Origin of the sequence: Bradyrhizobium sp. CCGUVB23 (genome assembly GCF_024199885.1) — a bacterium.
In the GTDB taxonomy this organism is placed as follows: Bacteria; Pseudomonadota; Alphaproteobacteria; order Rhizobiales; family Xanthobacteraceae; genus Bradyrhizobium.
Genome location: NZ_JANADQ010000001.1, coordinates 8222574 through 8245124 on the forward strand (window position 1 = coordinate 8222574; position 22551 = coordinate 8245124).

Here is a 22551-nt window from a genome sequence, read left to right on the forward strand (position 1 = left end):
ACCAAACTGGGCACAGCACGGTCCGGATTAGCAGGTGGATATGCTCTGCTCCCGCTGTGGATTGCGTGTTGCTACTGGCTCAAAGTTTTGCCGTGACTGCGGTATGCCCCTTTCATGGCAATGCGGTTCATGCGGACACCAAAACGCTGCGGGCGCGCGATTTTGCTCTGAATGCGGTCAGACGAGCGCCAAAGAATTCCCCGAAGAACGCGGTGCAGCCGGTGCTCCCGAAGACGGGGCAAAGCCCCAGATTGAGCGGCGTCGGCTAACGGTCATGTTCGTCGACCTGGTCGGGTCGACCGCGCTTGGAACGAGATTGGATCCAGAAGATCTGCGCGAAGTGATCTCCGCTCACCACCAATGTGTTACGAATCTGGTCTCAAAAAATGGAGGATATGTCGCTCGCTACATTGGCGATGGCATACTCGCGTATTTTGGCTATCCACGCGCACACGAGGACGACGCCGAGTGCGCCGTGCGAAGTGGCTTGCTCGCGGTTGAGGCCGTTCATCGTCTGAGCAGCCCGGCGGGGCCTCCCGGTTCGCTTAACTGTCGTGTCGGAATCGCGACGGGTATCGCCGTTATCGGTGCTATCGTCGACGGGGACAGGGATTCTCAAACTGCGGTCGGCGAAACTCCGAATCTCGCAGCGCGACTGCAATCCATCGCCGAGACAGGCGTGGTGGTTATCGACGAGGCGACACGTCGACTTACCGGTGAGATGTTTCAGTACCGACGCCTGGGCCCCTTGGATCTGAAAGGTCTGAAGGGGCCAGTAACTGCCTGGGCGGTGACCAAGGAAAATATCATCGAGAGTCGTTTCAAAGCTCTTCGTTCGAGTGAGACGCCTCTGATCGGCCGCGCGGAAGAGAAGGGCCTGCTTCTGCGTCGATGGGAGCGGGTTATCGCCGGTCAAGGGCTGGTGTGTTTCTTGATCGGTGAAGCAGGGATTGGGAAATCCAGGCTCATTTCAGTCCTTGAAGATGCAAGTCAGGGAGGAGATCGACTTCCTCCGCTGCAGTTTTCGTGTTCAGCCCACCAGCAGGACGCGCCGCTTTACCCAATCATCCGCCACATCGAGCTCGCAGCGAAGATTGAAGGCGGAGATTCCATGCCGGTAAGGTCGGAGAAACTGGCGCTTCTCCTCGAGGAATACGGTGCTACGGAGCTTGATGGTTTCTTGATTGGTGATCTCCTTTCGATTGCCATGCCAACGCCAGGCCTGCCGCTCGATTTATCGGCGCGCAGGAAAAGAGACATGACCTTGGCTTCGATTATTCGGTTGCTAAGAATGCAGACGTCTCAATCCGCCAGGCTGGCTGTCTTTGAAGACCTGCATTGGGCGGATCAAGTTACGTTGGATCTGATAGACAGGCTGATCGATGAAATAGACCAATTTCCTCTGATGTTGATCGCCAGCAGTCGTTTGGAGTTCCGGCCGCCCTGGATTACCCGTCCACAGGTAACCGACTTGATCCTGACGGGGCTTGATCGGCGGCACGCAGCTTTGCTCGTCGATGCCGTATCTGGCGAGCATGCTCTATCGGCAGAGGTGGTCGATGAAATCATATCCCGCTCTGATGGCGTGCCGTTGCATATTGAGGAGCTGACCAAGTCAGTTTTGGAAAGCCAATTAGACTGGCTTAAAGTTGGTGTGAGGCGTTCGGCGCTGGTCCCTCCGTCGCTCCATGCATCTTTGACAGCGCGATTGGATCGTCATCCAAATGCCAAAGAAGTGGCTCAGACGGCATCGGTCATAGGACGGGAGTTTTCATTCGAAGTTCTAAGAAGCATTAGTGACTTGGATGAGAGCATTCTGATTGCGGCGCTCGACGAGCTGACGGCGGCGGGGCTTGTGAATGGTCGCGGGCGCGCGCCCGACAGCTCGTATTCATTCAAGCACGCTTTGGTTCAGAATGCGGCATATGACTCCATTTTGCGTAACCGCAGACGCCACCTGCATCTACGCCTTGCTACGCTTTTGGAAAGAGCCGCTGAACATAGTCCGATGACCAACGCCGAGGTTCTGGCGCTTCATTTTGAAGAGGCCGGTGAGCCGGACCGATCGATAAAATACTGCTTGCTCGCCGCGGAAAAAGCATCCGGTCGCTCCGCGCTGGCCGAGAAAGCCAGCCATTTGAAGAATGCGCTTCGTCAGCAAGACCTGCTTCCATCGGGGGCAGAGAGCGCTGAGCGAGAGCTGTTTTTGCGATTGCAGCTCGGGCGGGCACTCATAGATCTTCGAGGATCGGGCAGCGAAGAGGTCCTGACCTGTTATGAGCGAGCTCGCACACTGAGCCTGCATACCGGTGACACCGTATCTCTCCTGAGAGTCTATGACGGTCTGATCAATTATCATTTCACTCACTCGGATGCAGAGAGCTTGTCTCGCTGCGCCGCTGATATTCGCGAGCTTCACCAGGATGCAAAACTAGCCGACTCCCAATCGAAAATGATGTCGTTCCGGGCCGCCGGATTGGCGCATTTCATTCGTGGACAGTTTGGCGAAACCTGCGACATCCTCTCCAGGTTGCTGACCGACTACGAAGTCGATCGGGATGGCCCTGATGCCAATTTGGCCAGCAGGGACATGAAGGCGTCCATGTATACGATAGTCGGAATGTCGCAGACCGCCATGGGCTATCCGGAATCCGGCTGCGAAACGGCAATGAAAGGCGTAAGGCATGCGGAATCGCTCAAACATGTCATAACGCTGGTGCTTGCCCTAAGGAGGGCTTGCGTACAGCGCATCATGTGGCGAGACGTGGAAGGCTGCGCAGCGCTTTCCGGACGACTTCTGGAAGTAAACAGAGACCACGAGACCTTTCTGGGGACGCGTGAAGGTGGCTTTTTTCACTCGTGGGCATTGTCGCGGGCTGAAGCCTCTGTAAGTCACCTGGAAGCCATGAGGAGCCATATTGAGGAGCTGCATGAGGCTGGTCACTCGGTGATCCTGCCGTTCTTCATGGCAGCAGCTGCGGAAGTGCACCACGAGCAGGGGCAGGGTGCCGAAGCGTTCATGCTGTTGGAGAGAGCGTTCCAGCTGGCGGAGGAAACGGGTGAGATCTGGTGCAAGTCAGAAATCATGCGGATGCGGGCTCTGGTTTGCTCCGCAAATGCCGGTGAAAGAGACCAATGGCTTGCCGAAGCTGCAGCGATGGCCAGGAAGCAGGGAGCAAGGCTCTGGGAGTTGAGGGCCGCCGCCGCCCAGGCAACATGCTGGCATGCGGAAGGCAAAGACGACGCCGCGTACAACGTCCTTTTGCCGGCTCTATCCGGCCTGACCGAAGGTCAATCGACGACGGATTTCAAAACGGCCTCAAAGCTTCTCGCAGATATAACGGCCGTCATTGGCGCACCGCGCTTGTCCAGAAATCCTGCCGAGGATTGAGGCATTCCCATGCTGAAATCGACAGGAGTCATGATCCGCAGCGGCACAGACGCAATCAAGACGTACTACAAGCATCGAGCGTTTGAGTACGATGACATTTACAAACTGCGCCGGCGTCAGGCAGATCTTGCCTGGCTACGGAGATGGGTCACGCGGCACGTCAAGGGGAAGACCGTGTTGGAGGTAGCTGCAGGCACGGGCTATTGGACGCAAGTGTGTTCTCGATCGGCCAGGCAGGTGGTAGCCACCGACTACAACGCCAATACATTGACCGTTGCAGCTGGGCGGCGCCTCGGTTCGCAGGTCTCGTTTGTAACCGCCGATGCATTTCGCTTGCCCGCATTCGAGACCAGATTCGAGGTCGGAATGGCCGTCCTTTGGTGGTCGCATCTGAAGCAACGGGAGCAAGAAAAGTTCATTGCGCAATTCTTGTCGCGGCTTGCGCCGGGCGCAAAGCTCCTGCTGGTTGATGAAGTCTACCGCAGAGGTACGGCGAAGAACCCAATCTCGAGGCTTGATCGCTTCGGAGATAGATACGAGATAAGGGTGGGTAAGGACGATGTTCTCTACGAAATTGTTAAGAACTATCCTGCCGATGATGATCTGAAGCGCGCACTTTCAGATCATTGCGACCAAGTACGCATCACGCGACTAAGACATTTCTGGGCGATCAGTGCACGCGTCAAGGTGCGTCAGTAGGCCCGAGGAGCCTGAGCCGACATCAAAGAGCGCCGCCAGAGACGTGGCCCAACATGTTCATCGCTCTAATCCCACACAGTTTCTGTGTCCTCTCCAGCAGAGTCGGCGTGTCGGTGCAGGGGCCGGTCAGCAGATCCACCGCGAAGCCCAGTTTATCCAGGATACGGAGCCCGCCAAACGCCGCCAATGAGTCCGGCGCGGCGAGCACGAGCTTATCAACGGCCCGCGTTCGCTTGAGACGTTCGAGGAAGATCGGAACGTTTGCGCCCAGGATGTCTCCACCGCACTCAATCAACACGGCTTGAGCGGGCAATCCGAGCATGTACTGAATTGCGCGATCGAATACCGGTGCAATGTCCTTTCTCTCGGAGGGGTAGGTCGTCGGAAGGCCAAAGTCGACGCAATCCAGCGCGCTGTAAGCGCCGAAATCCCGATACGTCAGGAGCTCGACGATGGACGAGGTCCCGGTGGCTTTGAGGACTGCGACCTTTGAATAATCCTGATGAAGAAGCGACCGCAAGATCGTGAGCCCGGCCGTCGTTTTTCCGACTTCTGCGGAAGTGCCGACGATCAGGTAGAGCTCGGCGCCTTTGTCCGAGCTTTCCTCGCTGCTGATTGCCGAGAAATCCCGAATATTTGCTTTGTTCGATCCCAACGTTCCAAGAAATTCGACTTTACCGAGGGGGTTTTTCCTTTGTGAAGACGAGCCGACGAGCTCGCCGATAATTCCGCAGCTCGATAGTATCGAATACTCCTTGTCTGGAAGAAGCCCTTCCTTGGGAACGCCGCCCACGACCCATCGGGTCGACTCTCGATGGCCTGGCGTCGCAAGAAAAATGTCACCCGGCAGGATTGCCATCGACCTGCCGGATGGATGCTCCAAAGAGATGGGCGCTTCACTCGATAGCAGCTTGAACGCGCCAACATCTCCCTCAAAGGCTGGAGACTTTATCCATCGAGACCGTTTGAGAGATCCCGAGCGTCTAAGAACCGAAGTAAGCTTCCAGTCACTCGTCAATTTCGGTCACGCCTACTTCTTTTTTGCTGGTCGCCGTTGCGATTTCTTTTTCGCCGCCGCCTTCCTCTTTTGCACGATGAACACGCTGCCAGCAGCAAAATTGGCCCTATGCTTCTTTGCAATGCCGAGCGCCGTCAGGACCTGGTCCAGTTGAGACGAGGTCACATTGACACGAACTGCAACGAAATCCTTGGCTAGGGGGCTGCCGCCCTCGTCTTTTACCTTCGCCATATTCCCCTCATGGTTGAATGTCGCCTAAAGATACTATGACCTCTGCTCGCAGAGGAATACCCCGTCGTCGACCTAACGTTCGCTGCGCCGCAAAGGTAGTCGTGGCCCAGCTCCGTCTTCGTCGCCCCCGAACCGTACAATCGATAGTGCGGGGCGTTCCTCACAGTGGAGAGGTGAGCACGTATAAGTTGATCTATCTTTATGCGTCATGCTATGCGAGAAGCCAATACATTCGCAACCCTTGAGCGATAATATGCTAGTTTGAGGGAGATTCAAATGACGACGTTGTCTCGGCCTGGCGAACGGTGGGAGCACTGAGAGCCCGACGAATATCGTAGGATGGTCGTGGCCGATGTCCACGCAAGCGCTGATCTCCGCCATCCCCGATCCGCTGCGCCATGCACCGCTCGCGACGACAGGGGGCGACTTCCCAATCCGCCCGCCGGACGGATGTGCGTTCAGCCCTCGCTGTGATTACGTCGAAGTTGTGTCGCCGAGGCCCATCGCTTGAAACGCACCCGACGGGCATTCGGTGAGGTATTGGCGAAGTGAGGAGATTGTCGGTCAGACGGTCATTGGCTTCGAGCGAGGGGAGACGTTTGTAGGAATGAGGGGCGTCCGTTGTGGTGCACTTCCGGACGTTCGACGCCGAATTCCTACTGCCTCGCGGTCGTCTCAACTTCCGACGATGCCCACGAGACGAGGGCCGCGGTGGTTTGCGAGCGGGGCCTTGGCTGGCAGGGCGCGCAGCCATTCGCGGAAGCTGACGATCTCGGGACAATCCGCGGTGCCTTCAGGGGCGATCAGCCAATCGCCCAGACCGGATCCCTCATTGACACGGTCGCAGCGATAGCCCGGATGGTGGCCGAGACCGCGAGCAATCAGCAGGTCGATCTTGCCCTCGACCAACTCGTGCAAGCCGGCAGGCTGCAGCACCTGCAAACCGATGTCCGTATGCGCGTTGCGAAACTCCGCCAATTCGAGGCGGCGCAGGTCGAAGCTGCCATGGACCCCCAACTGCAGTAGCACCGCGCCTGCCGGCTTCAATTGCGAGGTTGCCTCCGCAATGCGACGAAAGCCATCGGATATCCCGGGCAGATAGGCCTGACCGGCCGCGGTCAGGATGAGTTGCTTATGCAATCGCTCGAAGAGCCGTACGCCGAGGCGCGCCTCCAGCGCCTTCACCTGCTGCCCCACGGCGGCGGGCGTGACGTGCAGCTCATGCGCGGCCAGTTTGAAGCTGAGGTGCCGCGCGGCGGCCTCAAATGCGCGGAGCGCGTTAAGCGGCGGAAGGGCGTAGGTCATCGCGCTGCAGTTTGACACGGATGGGCTGTGCCCTTGCAATAGATTTTCTAGTGCTGAACCGCAGCAACAATGCTTTGCCCCACGGCGATATCGCCGGATACGCTGGAATCGTCGAACAGGAGGTAAACGGAGATGGCTCACATCGTCAGCCACAATCCCGCAACGGTCCACGCTCCCGCCGGTGGCTACAGCATGGGACTTGAACTGAAGCAGCATCGCCGCCTGCTGTTCATCAGCGGCCAGGTGCCTGAGACATCCGATGGCACCGTGCCTGAAGGTTTTGAGGCGCAATGTGAGCAAGCCTGGCGCAACGTCATCGAGGTGCTCGCTGGCGCCGGCCTCGGCGTCGAGCATCTGGTGAAGATCAATACGTTTCTGACCGACCGGGATCAGGTGGTGGCCAACCGCACGGTTCGTCGCAAGATGCTCAAGGGACATGAACCCGCGTCGACGGTCATGATCGCTGAAACCGTCGACAGCAAATGGTTGCTGGAGATCGAGGCGATTGCTGCGGAATGAAGCCAGCTCTCGCCGACTTTGCAATAGGCCAATTGTGTCAGGTGTCCGATGACTGAGATCATTCATCCTTTTTACGAGTCGCATCGCGGTGCAATGGAGGCCGCCATGCGCCATCGCCTCGATCTTGCCGAAGCGATGTTGTGCGAGCGTGCGCATCTATCCAATATCGATGGGATTAGGCAGGAGGTGATGGACGAATTCGAGATCGTGCTCACCCAGATGCCCTATGTCGGAGGCGCGGCAAGTCGCATGAGCGATTTTTTCATGCGTCTCATGGGCTTTATGGCCATCAGCCGAGTGCTCCGGCGACACGGCGTGCCGCTGCCCGTGATCGGCGAAATCGAGCGGGAAACCTACAAGGCTCAATTGCTCACAGTACCCGAAGCGGAACGTCTCGCCTCGGGGCGTCAGTTCATGTCGTCAGAGAATCAGGCATTGCTGCGCGAGCAGGCGACAAAAAGCACCACCAATAGCCATCAGGAAGAGTTTCCGGAAGACTTCGTCTACGATTTCGTCGAGCCGGGCCCGGGCGACAACTTTGAATTCGGCATCAACTACAAAGCTTGCGGCTTTTGCAAATTCGCGGCTCGTCATGGAGATAGAGAAATTTTGCCGAACATTTGTGGGCTTGATTTTGACGCCTATGCAACGCGTGGCATCCGCCTGGAAAGGACACAAACGTTGGCTGGCGGCGCGAACAACTGCAATTTCCGATTCTCCCGGCTGACGTGTCAAATGATTTCGTAAAATACGAAATTTGCCTCTACCGTCACTCGCTACTTTGCATGGGGTTGTTTTCGACATTTTGAAGTGACGCCGATCGCGCCGCTACTCCGCCGCTTTCTCCCTGAGCCGCTGCGCGTAGACGTTGATGATAAGCGCCGCCAGGAGGATCAGGCCGCGGATCAGGATCTTCAGGAAGCTGTCGATGTTGACGTGGTCGAGGCCGTTGTTGAGCACGCCCAGCACGAACAGGCCGACGATGGTGTTGCCGATGCCGCCACGGCCGCCGAACAGGCTGGTGCCGCCGACAACGACGGCGGCGATGGAGTCGAGCAGATAGGTGTCGAACTCGTTCTGCTGCGCGCTGCCGAAATGGGCGACGCCGAGCATGCCGCCGATCCCTGAGCAGACCGCCGAAATGACCATCACGACGCCGAGGATCAGCTTGACGTTGAGGCCGGAATATTCGGCCGCCTCGCGGTTTCCGCCGACCATGTAGACGTAGCGGCCGAAGCGCGTGTACGTGAGCACGAGGTGTCCGGCGAGCAGCATCACCGCGGCGACGATGACGATCCAGGGAATGCCGCCGATCGAGCCGGAGCCGAGGGTAGCGATCAGGTCAGGCACCTTGTAGGCGATCTGGCCGCGCACCAGCAGCGCGGAGATGCCGGCCGCGATCTGCATCATCGCAAGCGTCATGATGAAGGAGGGGATGCCGATCACGGTCAGCCCCAGCGCGTTGACGAACCCGAGAGTCGCGCAGAGCAGCAGCGAGAGGAGGATTGCGGCGGCGCCGGGGAGGGGGATGTTGGCGATGTTGACGTAGGATTCCTGCACGGTGAAATAGGCGACCGCAATGCCCGTGACGTTGGCGATGCTGGCGATCGAGAGGTCGATCTCGGCGCAGAGGATCACGAAAGTGAGGCCGACGGCGATGACGCCGGTCACCGAGACCTGCGTGAGGATGTTGCCGAGATTGTCCAGCGTGGCGAAGGAGGGGCTTGCGAAGGCGAAGAACAGGCTGAGGAAGATCAGCGTCAGGAACGGCGCGATGTTGCGCATCTGCGAGCGCAGGAAGGAGCCAATGCCGCGAGGCCGGCGGGCCGCTCCGGAAACTGCTTCACTGCTCGCCATTGTGCTTCTCCGTCACGCCGCCTCCAACAGGCGGTCTTTGCTGACCGGCTCGTTCTTGAATTCGCGCACCACCGTGCCGCGCTTGAGCACGAGGATGCGGTCGGCCAGCGACAGCACCGTCTCCGGCTCCGTCGACAGCACGATGATGGCAAGGCCCTTGGCGCGAAGGTCGCGCACGATGTTGATGACGTCGTTCTTGGCGCCGACATCCATGCCGCGGGTCGGCTCGCACAGCACGAGCAGCCGCGGCGGATAGGTCAGCCATTTTGCCAGCGCCACCTTCTGCTGATTGCCTCCAGAGAGCATGCCGAGGTCGAGGCCGACCACCGGCGGCCTGATCTGCAACTGTTCGACCTGACGCCTGGCGATGTCGCGCTCCTGCGCCGGCTTGAGCAGCATGGCCGAAATGCGATCCAGAATGCTGATCGAGATGTTCTTGTAGACCGGCTCCTGGTGGAACAGCATGGCGCGCCGGCTTTCGGGCACAAGCGCCACGCCCGCGCGCCGCGCGGCCGCGGTCGAGGCAAACGATTTTTGCGATCCGTCGATGATCAGCGCGCCAGAGTCCGGCTTGAGCTTGCCGAACAGGATGCGCGACAGCTCCTGCTGTCCGCAGCCCATGAAGCCGTAGATGCCGAGCACCTCGCCTGAACGCGCCTCGAACGAGACGTCCTGGAGGCTGCGCGCCAGCGAAAGCTGATCGACCTTCAGGACGACCGGGCCTCCGTTCGCGGCCGGCAACATGAGATCGTCGGTATAGCTGTGCTCGAGTGCCTCGCCGCCGCGGCCGATCATCGCTTCAATCAGGGCACCCTTGGTGGTCGCGCTCGCCGCGGTCTCGGCGACCTTCCGTCCGTTGCGGAATACGGTCACCGTGTCGGACACGCGCAAGATGTCCTCGATGAAATGCGAGATGAAGACGATGCCGGTGCCCTCGTCGCGCAATCGGCGGAGTGTCGCAAACAGGCGCTCGACCTCGGGCGGGGAGAGGGCGGAGGTTGGCTCGTCCAGGATGACGATGCGCGCGCCGGAGAACAGCACGCGGGCGATCTCGATGAGCTGCTGGAGGCCGATCGGGAGGTCGCCGAGCCGCGACATCGGGTCGACGTCGATGCCGAAGCGGGCGAGCTGCTCGCCGGCCTCGCGCGCCATCCGCCGCCATTGCACGAGGCCAAGGCGGCTGGTGGGCTGGTTGCCGAGGAAGACGTTCTCGGCGACCGTCAGGTCGGGTGCAACGCTGAGCTCCTGATGCACCATGGCGATGCCGGCCGCGTGCGCGTCGCGGGCCGAGCGAAACCGGGTCTCCTTCCCTTCGACGAGGAAGCGCCCCGAGAATTCCGGGTGCACGCCGGCGATGATCTTCATCAGCGTGCTTTTTCCGGCGCCGTTCTCGCCGACGAGACCATGGATCTCGCCGGCGTACAGCACGAAGTCGACACCACGAAGCGCTTCGACGCCGCCAAAGCTCTTCGTGATGCCCTGTAGTTCCAGAATCGGCGAACGGCCTTGAGGCATGGAGGAATCAGATCAGGAAGTGATCCTCCATCCACTGCATGCCGGCGGCATTCGCCTTGGTCACGACCGGGCCATCCGTCACCACGCTCTTCGGAATGCCCTGGCCGCTCTTCTCCCCGCCGACGACCGCGGCGACGCCAGCGATGATGGCGCCGCCATGGATGCGGCAGGAGGGATTGCGCACGGTCGCGAACATGCGGCCCTCGCTCACCGCCTGGATCGCGGGCGGCATGGCGTCGACGCCTCCGATCAGGATGTTTGCACGGTTGTGCGCCTTCATGATGTTGGCGGCCGCGAGCGCCATGTCGTCATTGTGGAAGAAGGCCGCATCGATCTGCGGGTATTTCGTCAGATACGTCTCCCACAGGCGCGCGGTCTTGGAGACGTCCCAATCGGCCGGCTGGGTGTCGAGCACCTCGATGTTGGGGAATTGCTTGACGACCGAGTTGAAACCCTTGGCACGGCCTTGCGCGCCGGTATGGCCGAGCGCGCCTTGCGTCATGATGATCTTGCCCTTGCCACCCATGGCGTTGCACAGCGCCTGCGTCACGGATGCGCCCATGAACTCGTTGTCCGGCGCCAGGAAGGAATGCACGTTGATCTGATCGAGCGGGGCGATCAGCGTGTCCATGTCGATGACGGGCGTGCCGGCATCGATCATCTTCTGCACGGGCTGGGTGAGCGTGCCGATGCCGAAGGCCTGGATCGCCACGAAGTCCCACTTCTGCGAGGCCATGTTGTCGATCGCCGCGCGCTGCTTCACCGCATCGAGCTGACCGTCGAACCAGGTCACATCGACGTTGAACAGCTTGCCCCAGAATTCCGCTGCCTGCTTGCCCTGCGCACACCATGTGGCCTGCAGGCCTGCATTGGAGAATGCCGCCTTCAACGGCTTCTCCGAACGTCCCATCTCGGCTGCAAGTGCAGGGTTGATCCCCATGCCGCCGAGGATGGCCGCCGCGGCGCCGGCGGTCGTTGCCGCCTGAAGAAGATCGCGCCTGGTTGTCGAGAAATCTTTCGTCTCGGACATCGCTCGCTCCCATAACTTTATCGTTGGCAGCGTCATTGTTTGCGCTACCAAGGCGGGCAGTGTCTCACAATCGACGAGTTCACGCTACCCGTTCTGCAATGGCGACAGCGACGCCTGCCTTGGTGCAACGCAAAGAGAGTTACGCGGGACTGCCGACAAGGCCCGCGATCTCCAAGAGTAGTTTCTTCCAGGCCTCATCCGTATCAGGGGACCATTCGTTGCCCAGCAGCTCGCGCAGCACATCACGGATCACGCGAAAGAACTCGATGAACAACTCTTGGGGTGTGCCGTAGGCGTCGTGCGAGGATAATTCGCACTGGATCATGCGGAAATGTCCACGGCGCTCGCCGGCGAAATCGAGGATCGCCTCGATCGTGAGCGCAAGCATCGATCCCCGGACCAGGTCGCCGCCGTCTTTGCGAAACATCACCTGTGCTTCGGGATGCTCGGCAAACAGCCGCTGATAGACGAGTGGTGTCAGATCGTCGCAGCGCGTCGCTGCAAGTTCGAAGCTTCTCTCGATCGGATTGGCTGAAGCGTTCATCCGCGTTGGGTGCCCGCACAAAAAAAGAGAGCGGGGCCCTAGCCCCGCTCAAAAATTGTGTCGACCCTATTATCCCCGATCTCTGAGATTTGATCTTGATTGACGGGGCGACGCTGCGTTTTGCGCGCCAGGGGCTCCTCCCGAGACTTGGACCACCAGACTTCGACCTCGCGGCCAGCCTGAGCAAAGAGATGCTAGATCAACTTTTCTCACTTGTCATCATTTTCGGCAACGATTGTTCAAAATTCGAGCAGTTCACGAAATGATCGGGCTTTTTGCCCCCCTAAGTATATGACAAATATATGAAATCTGTGGATATAGGGCGGCCTCGCTTCTGCCTCAAACGCCGGACCGTCACCCGTCGGGCGGGCGGAGCGAACACAGTTTTCCAGAAATTTGTGATCGCGCAAGCAGACCGGCGAAGTGACCTCGACTCGGGTTCGGCGCGGTGTTTAGTTGTTAGGCGAACGAATGGTTCTGCAAATGCGCGCGCGGCTGCAAAAATTCCTGCCCCTGGTCCTGCTGGCTCTCGCGATGCAGGTGCTCGCGCCGGTTGCCGCCTGCTGGGCCGCGGATCTTGCGGTCGCCGATCCGCTCCAGAGTGCGGTGATCTGCCACAGCGCTGATGCACCGGGCGCAGGTGCGGCCGGCCAAACCAATGTGCCGGCGACACATGCCGGAAGCTGTTCGATCTGCTGCCTGGCGCAGCCCAATACGTCGCTTGATTCGCCGCAGGCCACGTTCGCGAATCTGTTCCGGCTCGCTGAACCTGTGGTGTGGCATGAGCAGGCTGCACCCGCGGTCACATCGCACGGCGGATCCAACGCACGCGCACGAGCGCCTCCGCAACTGACGTGAGCCTGGCGGCCAACCGGCCGCCGAATTCGCACGTCAACATCGCGGAGATTCTCAAATGTCCATCTGTCTTACACGTGCGGGCCTTCTGGGGCTCGCCCTTGCGCTCGTCCCTCATTCGGGAAGTGTTGCTCACGAGATCGTTGGCAACCGCTTCTTCCCGGCAACGCTGGGCATCGATGATCCCGGCGTCAACGATGAACTGTCGATCCCAACGGTCGACAGCTTCAAGACCGGCGATGTCCCGCCCGTTCGGCAGCACGACATCTCCGGCGAGTTCTCCAAACGCATCACCGAAGATTTCGCGATCTCGTTCGGCTCGACTTACACGTTTCTGAATCCTACCGATCCAACTATCCCCGGAGCCAATGGCTTTCAGAACCTGGAGACGACGTTCAAATATCGAGTCTTCAGGGATCCCACCCATGAGTTCGTGATGTCGGTCGGCCTCAGCGTCGAATGGGGCGGCACCGGCGCGCAAAACGTCGGCGCCGATCCGTTCCACACCTACTCGCCGATGCTGTGGTTCGGCAAAGGCTTTGGCGACCTGCCGGACACGTTCTCGTGGCTGCGCCCGGTGGCTATCACCGGCCAGTTCGGTTACGCGATTCCGGCGAGGAATTTTACGACGACGTTCGGGATCGACCCCGATACGGGCGACCTGACGGCCGATACCGAATTCCACCCCCGCGTTTTGAACTGGGGCGGAACGATCCAGTACAGCATGCCGTACCTGAAATCTTCGGTCATCGATCTCGGTCTTCCGGAATTCATCAATCATCTGATCCCGCTGGTCGAGTTCAACCTGCAAACGCCGGTGGCGAACACGCTCACCTCGGGCACGATGACGACAGGCACCATTAATCCCGGCGTGCTCTGGATCGGCAGCAAGTATCAGGTGGGTATTGAGGCGCTTATTCCGATCAATCGGCAAAGCGGGACGCATGTCGGCGTGATCGGACAGTTGCACTTCTATCTCGACGACATTGATCCTCGCGGCATCGGCAAGCCGCTATTCGGTGGCCCGGTCCAATCTGCCAACCCCTTCGCAAGGAATTGACCGATGCGACGCTCATCTTTCAGTTCAATGATAGTGTTCATGGTCCTCCTGCTGACGCCTGGCCAAGCAAGCGCCCATGCCGAACTCGACCACGCCGAGCCGCGCGTCGGCAACAAGGTGGCAAGTCCCCCGAGAGAGGTCACGCTCTGGTTCACGCAGAAGCTGGAGGCCGCGTTCAGCTCGATAAGCGTCACGGGTCCCTCCGGTCAACGCGTCGAAGCCGGCAAGGCGCGCGTCAGCGGTAACCAGATGTCGATCCCGCTGAAGTCTGGAGGGGCAGGCACGTACCACGTGAACTGGCGCGTGCTGTCCGTGGACGCCCACACGACGGACGGCAGCTTCACCTTCCAGGTCGGTCCATGAAGGCCTGACCGCCGATGGACTGGTCAGCAGCGGAAGCACCGTTGGTCGCGACGCGCGCCGTGCACTTCGCGGCAACCGCGATCACGGTTGGAGACGTCATGTTTCGGACCGTCATCGTTGCGCCCGTCGCCCGCTCGGAGCGGGCCGCGGCCGTGTCGTTCGAGGCTCCCACCTTGTGGGTTTCGTGGCTCGGTCTTGGCTTCGCGGTGATCTCCGGCGCGATCTGGCTATTGCTTCAGGCTGCCTCGATGAGCGGGATGCCGCTCGATGAAGCAATGTCGGCGGATGTGTTGTCGACGGTGATCAACGAAACGCAATTTGGCCTGGTGACGACGCTTCGAGCAGGTCTTGCGATCTGTCTGGCGGCTTGCCTGACCTATGATCGCATGGCGATCGCGCGGTGGGGTGGATTTGCCGCTGCGCTAGCATTTGCCGCAAGCCTCGCCTGGAGCGGCCATGCCGGCTCGACCACCGGCGAGGCAGGGTACCTGCATCTTGCCGCGGATGCGCTGCATTTGGCGGCCAGCGCGGCCTGGATCGGTGGCTTGGCGCCATTCATCCTGTTCCTGGCTGCGGCCTGCCGAAAGAAGGCGATTGCGCTCGCCCGCGACGTCGTGAGCCGATTTTCGATCATGGGCATGGTCAGCGTGGCAACGCTGCTGCTCACGGGATTCATCAATGCTGCCATCCTGGTGGGCTCGGTGCACGCACTGGTCGTCACCGAGTATGGACGGCTGCTGCTGCTCAAGCTTGTCCTGTTCGCGATTATGCTGGTGCTTGCTTTGGTCAACCGGCTTGTGCTGACGCCGCGGCTTGTCCAGGACGGGCACGCGTTGCGCTGGCTTACGGGCAGTAGCACGATCGAGCTTGCTCTCGGCCTTGCCATCCTCACCATTGTTGGGATGCTTGGCACGATGCATCCCGCGATACACCTGGTGAACTGATGGTTGTTCTGCGTCAATCTGGTGAAAGAGCGATCTCGACTCCACGGCGGATCGTGTCTAGGTAGTAAGCGAACGAATGGTTCGGCGGATGCGGGCGCGGCTTCAAAAATACTTACCTATCGTCCTGATCGCCTTGGCGATGCAGGTGCTGGCGCCGATCGCCGCCTGCTGGGCAGCCGGTATTGCGGTCGCCGATCCCCTTCAGAACGCCGTCATCTGCCACGCTAGTGGCGATTCAGGCGCGGGCATTGACCACCGGACCAGTGTGCCCGGCTCACATGCTGGCGCTTGCTCGCTCTGCTGCCTGGCGCAGGCGAGCGCGTCTCTCGATGCGCCGCAGACCGTCTTCGCAGCACCCGTCCGACCTGCCGAACGCGTGGCGTGGCACGACGTGGCAGATCGTGTCGCCTTGCCCCACGCCGGCTCCAACGCGCAGGCGCGCGCACCCCCTCAATTTTCCTGAAGACCCCTCGTGACCGCCGCGGCTCGTCCGCCGGCGATTGATGCCGCCGAAGGGCCGGAGAGAAAGCCGGCGTCAGGAAATTCCCATGTTACCTCGTCATGCCCGCTGTGGTGTGAGTGTCGTTGCCGTTCAGGTCGCGCTGCTCGCGTCGACGGGCGGAGCCGCCGCCCAGAGCAGCGAAAGCGCCCTGCCGCCGGTGACGGTCGATGCGCCAATTGTGGCACCACATAAGCCGCGCAAGCCGGCCGTCCAATCCGCGGCAGCGCGAAACCGGAGCGCGAAACCTGCGAGCTCCGCGGGAGCGCCTCCTGCGGCCGTCGCCACCAGCGGGCAGGGCGCCGGCACCGCGCGTGCCTCGCTGGAGATCCCGCCGGCAGCGGTGCGTTATCAACTGCCTCAGCGTTCGTTCAGCATCACCGCCAAGGAGATCGACGAGACGATCGACCTCAGGGATCCCGAGGATGCCGTCAAATACATGCCGAGCCTGTTCGTGCGGAAACGGCACGACGGCGATAACCAGGCGGTGCTGGCGACTCGAAGCTGGGGGCTGAATTCCAGCGCGCGCACGCTCGTCTACTACGACGAGCTCCTGATCTCGGCGCTGATCGGTAACAACAACTCGGGCGCCTCGCCGAAGTGGAATCTGATCGTGCCGGAGGCGATCGGCCGGGTCGATTACCTCAACGGTCCGTTCGCCGCGGCCTATCCGGGCAATTCGATCGGCGGCGTGCTGCTGATGACCTCGAAGATGCCGGACAAGTCGTTTGCGACGGCCAAGGAAACGGTCTCGGTGATGCCTTGGAGTCAGTACGGCACCAAGAGCACCTACGTCACCAGCCAGACCAGTGCGGCCGCAGGCAACCGCGATGGTGCGCTCTCGTGGCTCATCAGCGCCAACTATTGCGACGGCTATCAGCAGCCGCTGAGCTACGTGACGAATGGCTCGGTCCCGGCCAAGACGACAGGCACCTTCATCGCACCGAGTCGGACCGGCGGGGTGGCTGACGTCGTCGGCGCCGGCGCGGTGGCACACTCTCAGCAGACGTCAGCGAATATCAGGCTGGCTTACGACCTGACCCCGCTGGTGCAGGCGACCTATTCGTTCGCAGTCTGGAATAATCACCAGACCTCGGAGCCGCAGACCTATCTGCGATCGACCGTGACGGGCCAGCCGACATTTGCAGGTCTCTCGGGATTTGCTCCCAACAAATACACCTGGGATGAGCTTCATGTGAGTAACGCGTTCTCACTCCGGAGCGATACCAAGGGCGTCTTTGATTTTGATCTTTCGGCATCGAGCTACAATTACCTCCAGGATATTCTTCTCAATCCGTACACCGTCGTGGCGTCGCCCGGGCTCGGCTACTCGCTGAACGGCAAGGTCACGCGGATGGACGGTACCAACTGGCAGAACGCCGATGCCAAGGGCGTCTGGCGTCCCGACGGGATTGACGGTTCACATGAGGTCAGCTTCGGCGTTCACGGCGACCGCTACAGGCTCGAGAACCCCGTCTACGCCTCCACGGTTTGGTATACGGCTCCTTCGACGGGGAACGGGCTGCTCTACTCAACGGGCGTCGGCGAGACGCGGACCGAGGCACTCTGGGTTCAGGACGCCTGGAAGATCACGCCGAAGGTCAAGCTGACCCTCGGTGGACGATTGGAGACCTGGCAGGCGCTCGACGGCCTAAACGTCAACACGACGGCGACGGGCGCCGGCGCCATCACCTCGGTGACGACGAGGCATCAGCCCTCGCTCTCGTCGACCAATTTCTCGCCGAAGGCTTCGCTGTCGTATGATCCCAACAAGGACTGGAACATCACCGCGAATTTCGGCGAGGCATATCGCTACCCGACGGTGACGGAGCTTTATCAGAACATCTCCGTCAGCAACATCACTTACCTTGCCAACCCGCGGCTCGCGCCCGAGCAGGATTTCACCGGCGAACTCAATCTTGAACGACATTGGCAGGACGGCCGGATCAGGTTCACGGTCTTCGGCGAACGCACGAACGACGCGCTGATCTCGCAGACGACCACCGTGACTGATGTGGCCGGAAACCAGTCGTTCCAGACGGCGGTCAGCAACGTCGCCGCCATTCGCATGCGAGGGGTCGAATTGTCGGCCGACAAGGACAATGTCCTGTTCAGCGGGCTGCAGCTCTTTGGCAGCGTCACTTACGTCGATTCCAGGATCATCTCGGATCCGAGCTGGACGGGAACGACCACCGTCGTCGGCAAGCGCGTGCCGTATGTTCCGGACTGGCGCGCGAAAGTCGGCGTCAGCTATCGTCCGAACGAGGGCTGGGTCTACACCGTTGCCGCGCGCTACACCGGCAAGCAGTATGCGACCCTCGACAATACCGACGTCGTTCCCCACGTGTACCAGGCGTTCGATCCGTTCTTCGTCGTCGACATGAAAATCCACTACAATGCTACGAAGAATTTCTCGCTCGATTTCGGCATCGATAATCTCTTCAACTACCAGTACTTCCTGTTCCATCCGTTCCCGGGACGTACCTTCGTTCTTGCCGGCAAGTACACGTTCTGACGGGTGGGATGGACGCAACGATGAAAAGAAAGACTAGCCACATGAACAAGCTCTCACGCATCCTTGCGCTCGCAGCGCTCTCGGCACTGGCTTTCGCCGCACCCGGCCGCGCCGACGACGTCAAGGTCGGCGATCTCGTCATCACGCAGGCATGGAGCCGTGCCACGCCCGGCGGCGCAAAGGTCGCCGGCGGCTATCTGACGATCGAGAACAAGGGGAGTGCGCCGGATAAATTGGTCGGCGTCTCGGCCGAGATCGCCGGCAAGATCGAGGTCCACGAGATGGCGATGGACAACGGCGTGATGAAGATGCGGCCGCTCGATAAGGGCCTCGCGATCGAACCGGGCAAGACCGTCAAGCTCGCACCGGGCGGCTATCATCTGATGATGCAGGAGCTGAAAGGGCCGCTCAAGCAGGGCGACAGGGTCCCGGTCACGCTTCAGTTTGAGAAGGCCGGCAAGGTGGCCATTACGCTCGACGTCCAGGCCGTCGGCGCGCAGGCACCGGGTGGCGGCGAGCATGGCGGACACATGGATATGAAAAAAATGCCGGATCATTCGGGAATGAAGATGTGATGAGCTTGATCTGCTCTTTCGGGAGACCGAACATGAACATGTCAATGCGATCCTGCCTGATCCTGATTGCCGCGCTGGCCGTATCGCCGGCGGCAGCGCATGTCTCGCTGGAGACCAAGCAGGCAACAGTCGGCGCCTCCTACAAAGCCGTGTTCACCGTGCCGCATGGCTGCGCCGGCTCACCGACAGTGAAGATTCGCGTGCAGATCCCCGAAGGCGTCATCGCCGTGAAGCCGATGCCGAAGTCCGGCTGGAGCGTCGACGTCGTCGAGGGCAAGTACACTGGCGAATACGATTACCATGGCAACAAGGTCTCGTCCGGGCCGAAGGAAGTGGTGTGGTCGGGCGGCAAGCTGCCGGATCACAACTATGATGAGTTCGTGATCAGCACGTTTCTCACCGACAGCCTGAAGCCGAACACCACGCTGTATTTCCCGGTCGTGCAGGAATGCGAGAAGGGCGTCAGCCGCTGGATCGAGATCCCTGAGGGGGCGGCCCCTTCGCATGAGGGCAAATCGCCCGCGCCCGGCGTGAAGCTGCTGCCAAAGTCCTGATGCGTGTCCTCGCCGCGCTTGCGACGCTGCTGCTCTGCATCGGCTTTGCGACCGGTGCGTGGGCGCATGCGGCGCTGGTCTCGGTCGAGCCGGCCAACGGCAGCATAGTTGCGAGCGCGCCGAAGCGTGTCGAGCTGCGCTTCAATGAGGCGGTGACGCCCGGCGCGATCCGGCTGATCGACGGGACCGGAGAGGTGCGCGAGGAGGCCCGCGTCAGCGTGTTCGGCGAGACCATTTCGATCGCAGTGCCGCCGGATCTGCCGCAAGGCACTGCGGTCGTCAGCTATCGCGTGATCTCGCAGGATGGCCATCCCGTGGCGGGATCGGTCATCTTCTCGATCGGCGCGCCGTCCGCGACGCAAGTTCCCGCGGGTGTGGATAGCGGTGTGAACGCGCTGATCTGGCTGACCCGGATAGGGCTCTATCTCGGGCTCTTCGCGGGCGTCGGCGGCGTGTTCTTTGCGATCTGGATCGCGCGATCGACGAATGGAATGGTTTTGCCGCGCACGGCGCTTGTCGTGGGCATGCTGAGTGCGATTGCCTCGCTTCCCCTGTTGGGGCTCGATCTCCTCGGTCTGTCGCTTACCGCACTTCTGACATCAGCGCCCTGGACGATTGCATTCGCGACGAGTGCCGGTCTTGCGCTTCTGGTCGCGATCGCCGCCATGCTGGTCGCCGGCATCGCGCTGCGCGGAGGGCAGGGCGCGCGCATTCTCTCGGCCATCGCACTCGCCGGCGTCGGCCTGTCGCTCGCCGGTACCGGCCACGCCGCGACTGCGCCGCCGGAGGCGCTGACGCGGCCGGCGGTCTTCCTCCACGGCCTCGGCATCGCATTCTGGACCGGCGCGCTGGCGCCGCTGGCCGTTTTGGTGTCGAGGCCTACCTCCGCCACACTGCCGATCCTGAACCGGTTCTCCCGCATTGCGCTGCCGGTCGTCGCCATCCTGGCGCTGACGGGACTGACACTGGCGATCATTCAGCTCGAGAGCTTTGCTGCGCTGGTCGAGACCGGATACGGCATCATCCTATCGATCAAGCTCGCGCTCGTCGCCGCGCTGCTGGCGCTCGCCGCACTGAACCGCTTTCGCCTCACGCCGGCGCTTGCCAAGAACCTCAAGGCAGCCTCCGCTCTCAGGCGCTCGATCCTTGCTGAATGCGTGCTTGCGCTTGCCGTCTTCGCCGTCGTCGCCGGTTGGCGCTTCACGCCGCCGCCGCGCACGATCGTCCCGGAGACGCCGCTTGCGGTCCATATCCACGGTGAGAAGGCGATGTTCCAGGTCCTGGTGTCGCCCGGCAAGGCCGGCACCGACGACTTCGTCCTCCAGCTCATGACAGGCGAGGCGGCGCCGCTTTCCGCCAAGGAGGCGACGCTGACCCTGAGCCTGCCTGAGCGCGGCATCGAGCCGATCGAACATGACGCCGAGATCGGCACTGACGGCTACTGGCACGTGCGCAACGTCGAGCTGCCGTACCCCGGCCGCTGGCATCTGCGTATCGACGCGCTGGTGACCGATTTCGAGAAGGTCACACTCGAGGACGACCTCGACGTCGCGCCGCGCTGAAGACCTCGCCTCCGGGTTCCGAAAACGGCCCCCTGCGTGTTCAAGCGGCACTTCAAGAAAACAGAAAAATGACAGGAATTTCGCCGCGTTAGCGGGTTTTCTTCGAACCCGGTCTTGTGTTTTCGCTCCCAATCCGGTTTCACTGCAACCCCTCACTGATTCTTCGAGTGTATCCATGCGGTTGTCCCGGTTCTTTCTGCCCATCCTGAAAGAAAATCCGAAAGAGGCGGAGATCGTCTCGCATCGCCTGATGCTGCGCGCAGGCATGATCCGGCAGGAGGCTGCCGGCATCTATGCCTGGCTGCCGCTCGGCTTCCGTGTGCTGAAGAAGATCGAGCAGATCGTGCGCGAGGAGCAGGATCGCTCCGGCGCGATCGAGGTGCTGATGCCGACCTTGCAGCTCGCCGATCTCTGGCGCGAGAGCGGCCGCTACGATGCCTATGGTCCGGAGATGCTGCGCATCGCCGACCGCCACAAGCGCGAGCTCCTGTACGGGCCGACCAACGAGGAAATGATCACCGAGATCTTCCGCGCCTACGTCAAGTCCTACAAGAACTTGCCGCTCAATCTCTATCATATTCAATGGAAATTCCGCGACGAGCAGCGTCCGCGCTTCGGCGTGATGCGCGGCCGCGAATTCCTGATGAAGGATGCCTACTCCTTCGACCTCAACGAGGCGGCCGCGCGCGTCGCCTACAACAAGATGTTCGTCGCCTATTTGCGCACCTTCGCGCGGATGGGGCTGAAGGCGATCCCGATGCGTGCCGAGACCGGCCCGATCGGCGGCGATCTCAGCCACGAGTTCATCGTGCTCGCCGAGACCGGCGAGTCCGGCGTCTTCATCAATCGCGACGTGCTCGATCTGCCAGTGCCGGGCGAGGACGTCGACTACGAGAGTGATCTCACGTCGATCATCAAGCAGTGGACCTCGGTCTATGCCGCGACCGAAGACGTGCACGACGCCGCGCGCTTCGAGCAGGAGGTGCCCGAAGCCAAGCGGCTCAACACCCGCGGCATCGAGGTCGGCCAGATCTTCTATTTCGGCACCAAATATTCCGAGCCGATGAAGGCGACGGTGGCGGGTCCCGACGGCGTCGACGTGCCGATCCACGGCGGCTCCTACGGCGTCGGCGTCTCGCGCCTCGTCGGCGCCATCATCGAGGCCTGCCATGACGAGGCCGGCATCAAATGGCCCGAGGCGGTGGCGCCGTTCCGCGCCGTCGTGCTCAATCTCAAGCAGGGCGATGCCGCCGTCGATGCGGCCTGCGAAAAGCTCTATGCCGAGCTCCAGGCCAAGGGCGTCGACGTGCTCTATGACGACACCGACCAGCGCGCCGGCGCCAAATTCGCTGCCGCCGACCTGATCGGCATCCCCTGGCAGATCATGATCGGGCCCAAGGGCCTCGCCGACGGCAAGGTCGAGATCAAGCGGCGCGCCGACGGCTCGCGCGAGACCATGTCGCTGGCCGACGCGGTCGCACGCCTGACCGGCTGAATATTATCCACCGCGCCATT

At 61.1% G+C, this 22551-nt stretch carries 21 protein-coding genes and 1 pseudogene; 15 read left to right on the top strand and 7 right to left on the bottom strand.

Annotation, left to right across the window (positions count from 1 at the left end; all coding sequences use genetic code 11):
* Positions 1 to 40: 40 nt before the first annotated feature.
* The 3 genes and pseudogenes from NLN62_RS53720 to NLN62_RS38320 form a co-directional block, all read left to right on the top strand.
* Positions 41 to 166: pseudogene (locus tag NLN62_RS53720) on the top strand (zinc-ribbon domain-containing protein); the annotation flags it as partial.
* A gap of 108 nt (positions 167 to 274) precedes the next feature.
* Positions 275 to 3391, top strand: a complete 3117-nt coding sequence (locus tag NLN62_RS38315; protein ID WP_027523819.1) for an adenylate/guanylate cyclase domain-containing protein — start codon at positions 275 to 277, stop codon at positions 3389 to 3391.
* 9 nt (positions 3392 to 3400) lie between these two features.
* Positions 3401 to 4090 (top strand): bifunctional 2-polyprenyl-6-hydroxyphenol methylase/3-demethylubiquinol 3-O-methyltransferase UbiG, encoded by a 690-nt coding sequence (locus NLN62_RS38320; protein ID WP_027523820.1) that lies wholly within the window; start codon positions 3401 to 3403, stop codon positions 4088 to 4090.
* A 22-nt stretch (positions 4091 to 4112) separates the two neighbouring features.
* Here the strand turns inward: NLN62_RS38320 and NLN62_RS38325 are convergent, their stop codons facing one another.
* From NLN62_RS38325 to NLN62_RS38340, 3 genes are all read right to left on the bottom strand, one after another.
* Complete coding sequence (locus tag NLN62_RS38325; RefSeq protein ID WP_027523821.1) at positions 4113 to 4949, bottom strand: hypothetical protein; 837 nt, start codon at positions 4947 to 4949, stop codon at positions 4113 to 4115.
* A gap of 171 nt (positions 4950 to 5120) precedes the next feature.
* The gene (locus NLN62_RS38330) at positions 5121 to 5339 is read right to left on the bottom strand and encodes a hypothetical protein (protein ID WP_254112174.1); all 219 of its coding nucleotides are present in this window, start codon (positions 5337 to 5339) and stop codon (positions 5121 to 5123) included.
* A 675-nt stretch (positions 5340 to 6014) separates the two neighbouring features.
* The gene (locus NLN62_RS38340; RefSeq protein ID WP_254112175.1) at positions 6015 to 6644 is read right to left on the bottom strand and encodes a LysR family transcriptional regulator; all 630 of its coding nucleotides are present in this window, start codon (positions 6642 to 6644) and stop codon (positions 6015 to 6017) included.
* A 132-nt stretch (positions 6645 to 6776) separates the two neighbouring features.
* Between NLN62_RS38340 and NLN62_RS38345 the strand changes: the two genes are divergently transcribed.
* Positions 6777 to 7163, top strand: a complete 387-nt coding sequence (locus tag NLN62_RS38345; RefSeq protein WP_254112176.1) for a RidA family protein — start codon at positions 6777 to 6779, stop codon at positions 7161 to 7163.
* Between the two features lie 48 nt (positions 7164 to 7211).
* Positions 7212 to 7910 carry an L-2-amino-thiazoline-4-carboxylic acid hydrolase gene (locus NLN62_RS38350; RefSeq protein WP_254112177.1) on the top strand — a complete coding sequence of 233 codons (699 nt, stop codon included), beginning with the start codon at positions 7212 to 7214 and terminating at the stop codon, positions 7908 to 7910.
* An 81-nt stretch (positions 7911 to 7991) separates the two neighbouring features.
* Here NLN62_RS38350 and NLN62_RS38355 read toward each other — a convergent pair whose 3' ends face one another.
* The 4 genes from NLN62_RS38355 to NLN62_RS38370 all read right to left on the bottom strand — a co-directional run bounded on the left by NLN62_RS38355 (position 7992) and on the right by NLN62_RS38370 (position 12109).
* Positions 7992 to 9020 (bottom strand): ABC transporter permease, encoded by a 1029-nt coding sequence (locus tag NLN62_RS38355; protein ID WP_027523826.1) that lies wholly within the window; start codon positions 9018 to 9020, stop codon positions 7992 to 7994.
* A 12-nt stretch (positions 9021 to 9032) separates the two neighbouring features.
* Positions 9033 to 10535, bottom strand: a complete 1503-nt coding sequence (locus NLN62_RS38360) for a sugar ABC transporter ATP-binding protein (RefSeq protein ID WP_254112178.1) — start codon at positions 10533 to 10535, stop codon at positions 9033 to 9035.
* A 7-nt stretch (positions 10536 to 10542) separates the two neighbouring features.
* On the bottom strand, positions 10543 to 11565 hold the full coding sequence (locus tag NLN62_RS38365; RefSeq protein ID WP_027523828.1) for a sugar ABC transporter substrate-binding protein: 1023 nt from the start codon (positions 11563 to 11565) through the stop codon (positions 10543 to 10545).
* A 139-nt stretch (positions 11566 to 11704) separates the two neighbouring features.
* Positions 11705 to 12109: a globin gene (locus NLN62_RS38370; RefSeq protein ID WP_254112179.1), complete on the bottom strand. Its 405-nt coding sequence runs from the start codon at positions 12107 to 12109 to the stop codon at positions 11705 to 11707.
* A gap of 483 nt (positions 12110 to 12592) precedes the next feature.
* Here NLN62_RS38370 and NLN62_RS38375 point away from each other — a divergent pair, with 483 nt between their 5' ends.
* The 10 genes from NLN62_RS38375 (at position 12593) to proS (ending at position 22531) form a co-directional block, all read left to right on the top strand.
* Positions 12593 to 12967, top strand: coding sequence for a DUF2946 family protein (locus NLN62_RS38375; protein WP_254112180.1), 375 nt, complete (start codon positions 12593 to 12595; stop codon positions 12965 to 12967).
* A gap of 55 nt (positions 12968 to 13022) precedes the next feature.
* Positions 13023 to 14024, top strand: coding sequence for a hypothetical protein (locus NLN62_RS38380; RefSeq protein ID WP_254112181.1), 1002 nt, complete (start codon positions 13023 to 13025; stop codon positions 14022 to 14024).
* Between the two features lie 39 nt (positions 14025 to 14063).
* The gene (locus NLN62_RS38385; protein ID WP_245288039.1) at positions 14064 to 14387 is read left to right on the top strand and encodes a copper resistance CopC family protein; all 324 of its coding nucleotides are present in this window, start codon (positions 14064 to 14066) and stop codon (positions 14385 to 14387) included.
* 14 nt (positions 14388 to 14401) lie between these two features.
* On the top strand, positions 14402 to 15331 hold the full coding sequence (gene copD / locus NLN62_RS38390; protein ID WP_051389789.1) for a copper homeostasis membrane protein CopD: 930 nt from the start codon (positions 14402 to 14404) through the stop codon (positions 15329 to 15331).
* Between the two features lie 88 nt (positions 15332 to 15419).
* Positions 15420 to 15794: a DUF2946 domain-containing protein gene (locus NLN62_RS38395; protein ID WP_254112182.1), complete on the top strand. Its 375-nt coding sequence runs from the start codon at positions 15420 to 15422 to the stop codon at positions 15792 to 15794.
* A gap of 85 nt (positions 15795 to 15879) precedes the next feature.
* Positions 15880 to 18345, top strand: a complete 2466-nt coding sequence (locus NLN62_RS38400) for a TonB-dependent receptor (RefSeq protein WP_254112183.1) — start codon at positions 15880 to 15882, stop codon at positions 18343 to 18345.
* Positions 18346 to 18386: 41 nt separating this feature from the next.
* Entirely contained in the window at positions 18387 to 18920 is a 534-nt protein-coding gene (locus tag NLN62_RS38405) for a copper chaperone PCu(A)C (protein ID WP_254113824.1), read from the top strand.
* 38 nt (positions 18921 to 18958) lie between these two features.
* Positions 18959 to 19474: a YcnI family protein gene (locus NLN62_RS38410; RefSeq protein WP_027523836.1), complete on the top strand. Its 516-nt coding sequence runs from the start codon at positions 18959 to 18961 to the stop codon at positions 19472 to 19474.
* Entirely contained in the window at positions 19474 to 21036 is a 1563-nt protein-coding gene (locus tag NLN62_RS38415) for a CopD family protein (RefSeq protein WP_254112184.1), read from the top strand. The genes NLN62_RS38410 and NLN62_RS38415 overlap by 1 nt, the downstream gene beginning before the upstream one ends.
* A 175-nt stretch (positions 21037 to 21211) precedes the next feature.
* Positions 21212 to 22531: a proline--tRNA ligase gene (proS, locus tag NLN62_RS38420; RefSeq protein ID WP_254112185.1), complete on the top strand. Its 1320-nt coding sequence runs from the start codon at positions 21212 to 21214 to the stop codon at positions 22529 to 22531.
* Positions 22532 to 22551: the final 20 nt, after the last annotated feature.

Bases quoted from the DNA above. Each gene is read 5' to 3' on its own strand.
- NLN62_RS38355 (WP_027523826.1), bottom strand. From the start codon at position 9,020: ATGGCGAGCAGTGAAGCAGTTTCCGGAGCGGCCCGCCGGCCTCGCGGC.
- NLN62_RS38325 (WP_027523821.1), bottom strand. From the start codon at position 4,949: ATGGCAATCCTGCCGGGTGACATTTTTCTTGCGACGCCAGGCCATCGA.
- NLN62_RS38410 (WP_027523836.1), top strand. From the start codon at position 18,959: ATGTCAATGCGATCCTGCCTGATCCTGATTGCCGCGCTGGCCGTATCG.
- copD (WP_051389789.1), top strand. From the start codon at position 14,402: ATGGACTGGTCAGCAGCGGAAGCACCGTTGGTCGCGACGCGCGCCGTG.
- NLN62_RS38385 (WP_245288039.1), top strand. From the start codon at position 14,064: ATGGTCCTCCTGCTGACGCCTGGCCAAGCAAGCGCCCATGCCGAACTC.
- NLN62_RS38365 (WP_027523828.1), bottom strand. From the start codon at position 11,565: ATGTCCGAGACGAAAGATTTCTCGACAACCAGGCGCGATCTTCTTCAG.
- NLN62_RS38330 (WP_254112174.1), bottom strand. From the start codon at position 5,339: ATGGCGAAGGTAAAAGACGAGGGCGGCAGCCCCCTAGCCAAGGATTTC.
- NLN62_RS38315 (WP_027523819.1), top strand. From the start codon at position 275: ATGTTCGTCGACCTGGTCGGGTCGACCGCGCTTGGAACGAGATTGGAT.
- NLN62_RS38340 (WP_254112175.1), bottom strand. From the start codon at position 6,644: ATGACCTACGCCCTTCCGCCGCTTAACGCGCTCCGCGCATTTGAGGCC.
- NLN62_RS38375 (WP_254112180.1), top strand. From the start codon at position 12,593: ATGCGCGCGCGGCTGCAAAAATTCCTGCCCCTGGTCCTGCTGGCTCTC.
- NLN62_RS38415 (WP_254112184.1), top strand. From the start codon at position 19,474: ATGCGTGTCCTCGCCGCGCTTGCGACGCTGCTGCTCTGCATCGGCTTT.
- NLN62_RS38350 (WP_254112177.1), top strand. From the start codon at position 7,212: ATGACTGAGATCATTCATCCTTTTTACGAGTCGCATCGCGGTGCAATG.
- NLN62_RS38405 (WP_254113824.1), top strand. From the start codon at position 18,387: ATGAACAAGCTCTCACGCATCCTTGCGCTCGCAGCGCTCTCGGCACTG.
- NLN62_RS38400 (WP_254112183.1), top strand. From the start codon at position 15,880: ATGTTACCTCGTCATGCCCGCTGTGGTGTGAGTGTCGTTGCCGTTCAG.
- NLN62_RS38345 (WP_254112176.1), top strand. From the start codon at position 6,777: ATGGCTCACATCGTCAGCCACAATCCCGCAACGGTCCACGCTCCCGCC.
- NLN62_RS38320 (WP_027523820.1), top strand. From the start codon at position 3,401: ATGCTGAAATCGACAGGAGTCATGATCCGCAGCGGCACAGACGCAATC.
- proS (WP_254112185.1), top strand. From the start codon at position 21,212: ATGCGGTTGTCCCGGTTCTTTCTGCCCATCCTGAAAGAAAATCCGAAA.
- NLN62_RS38370 (WP_254112179.1), bottom strand. From the start codon at position 12,109: ATGAACGCTTCAGCCAATCCGATCGAGAGAAGCTTCGAACTTGCAGCG.
- NLN62_RS38380 (WP_254112181.1), top strand. From the start codon at position 13,023: ATGTCCATCTGTCTTACACGTGCGGGCCTTCTGGGGCTCGCCCTTGCG.
- NLN62_RS38360 (WP_254112178.1), bottom strand. From the start codon at position 10,535: ATGCCTCAAGGCCGTTCGCCGATTCTGGAACTACAGGGCATCACGAAG.
- NLN62_RS38395 (WP_254112182.1), top strand. From the start codon at position 15,420: ATGCGGGCGCGGCTTCAAAAATACTTACCTATCGTCCTGATCGCCTTG.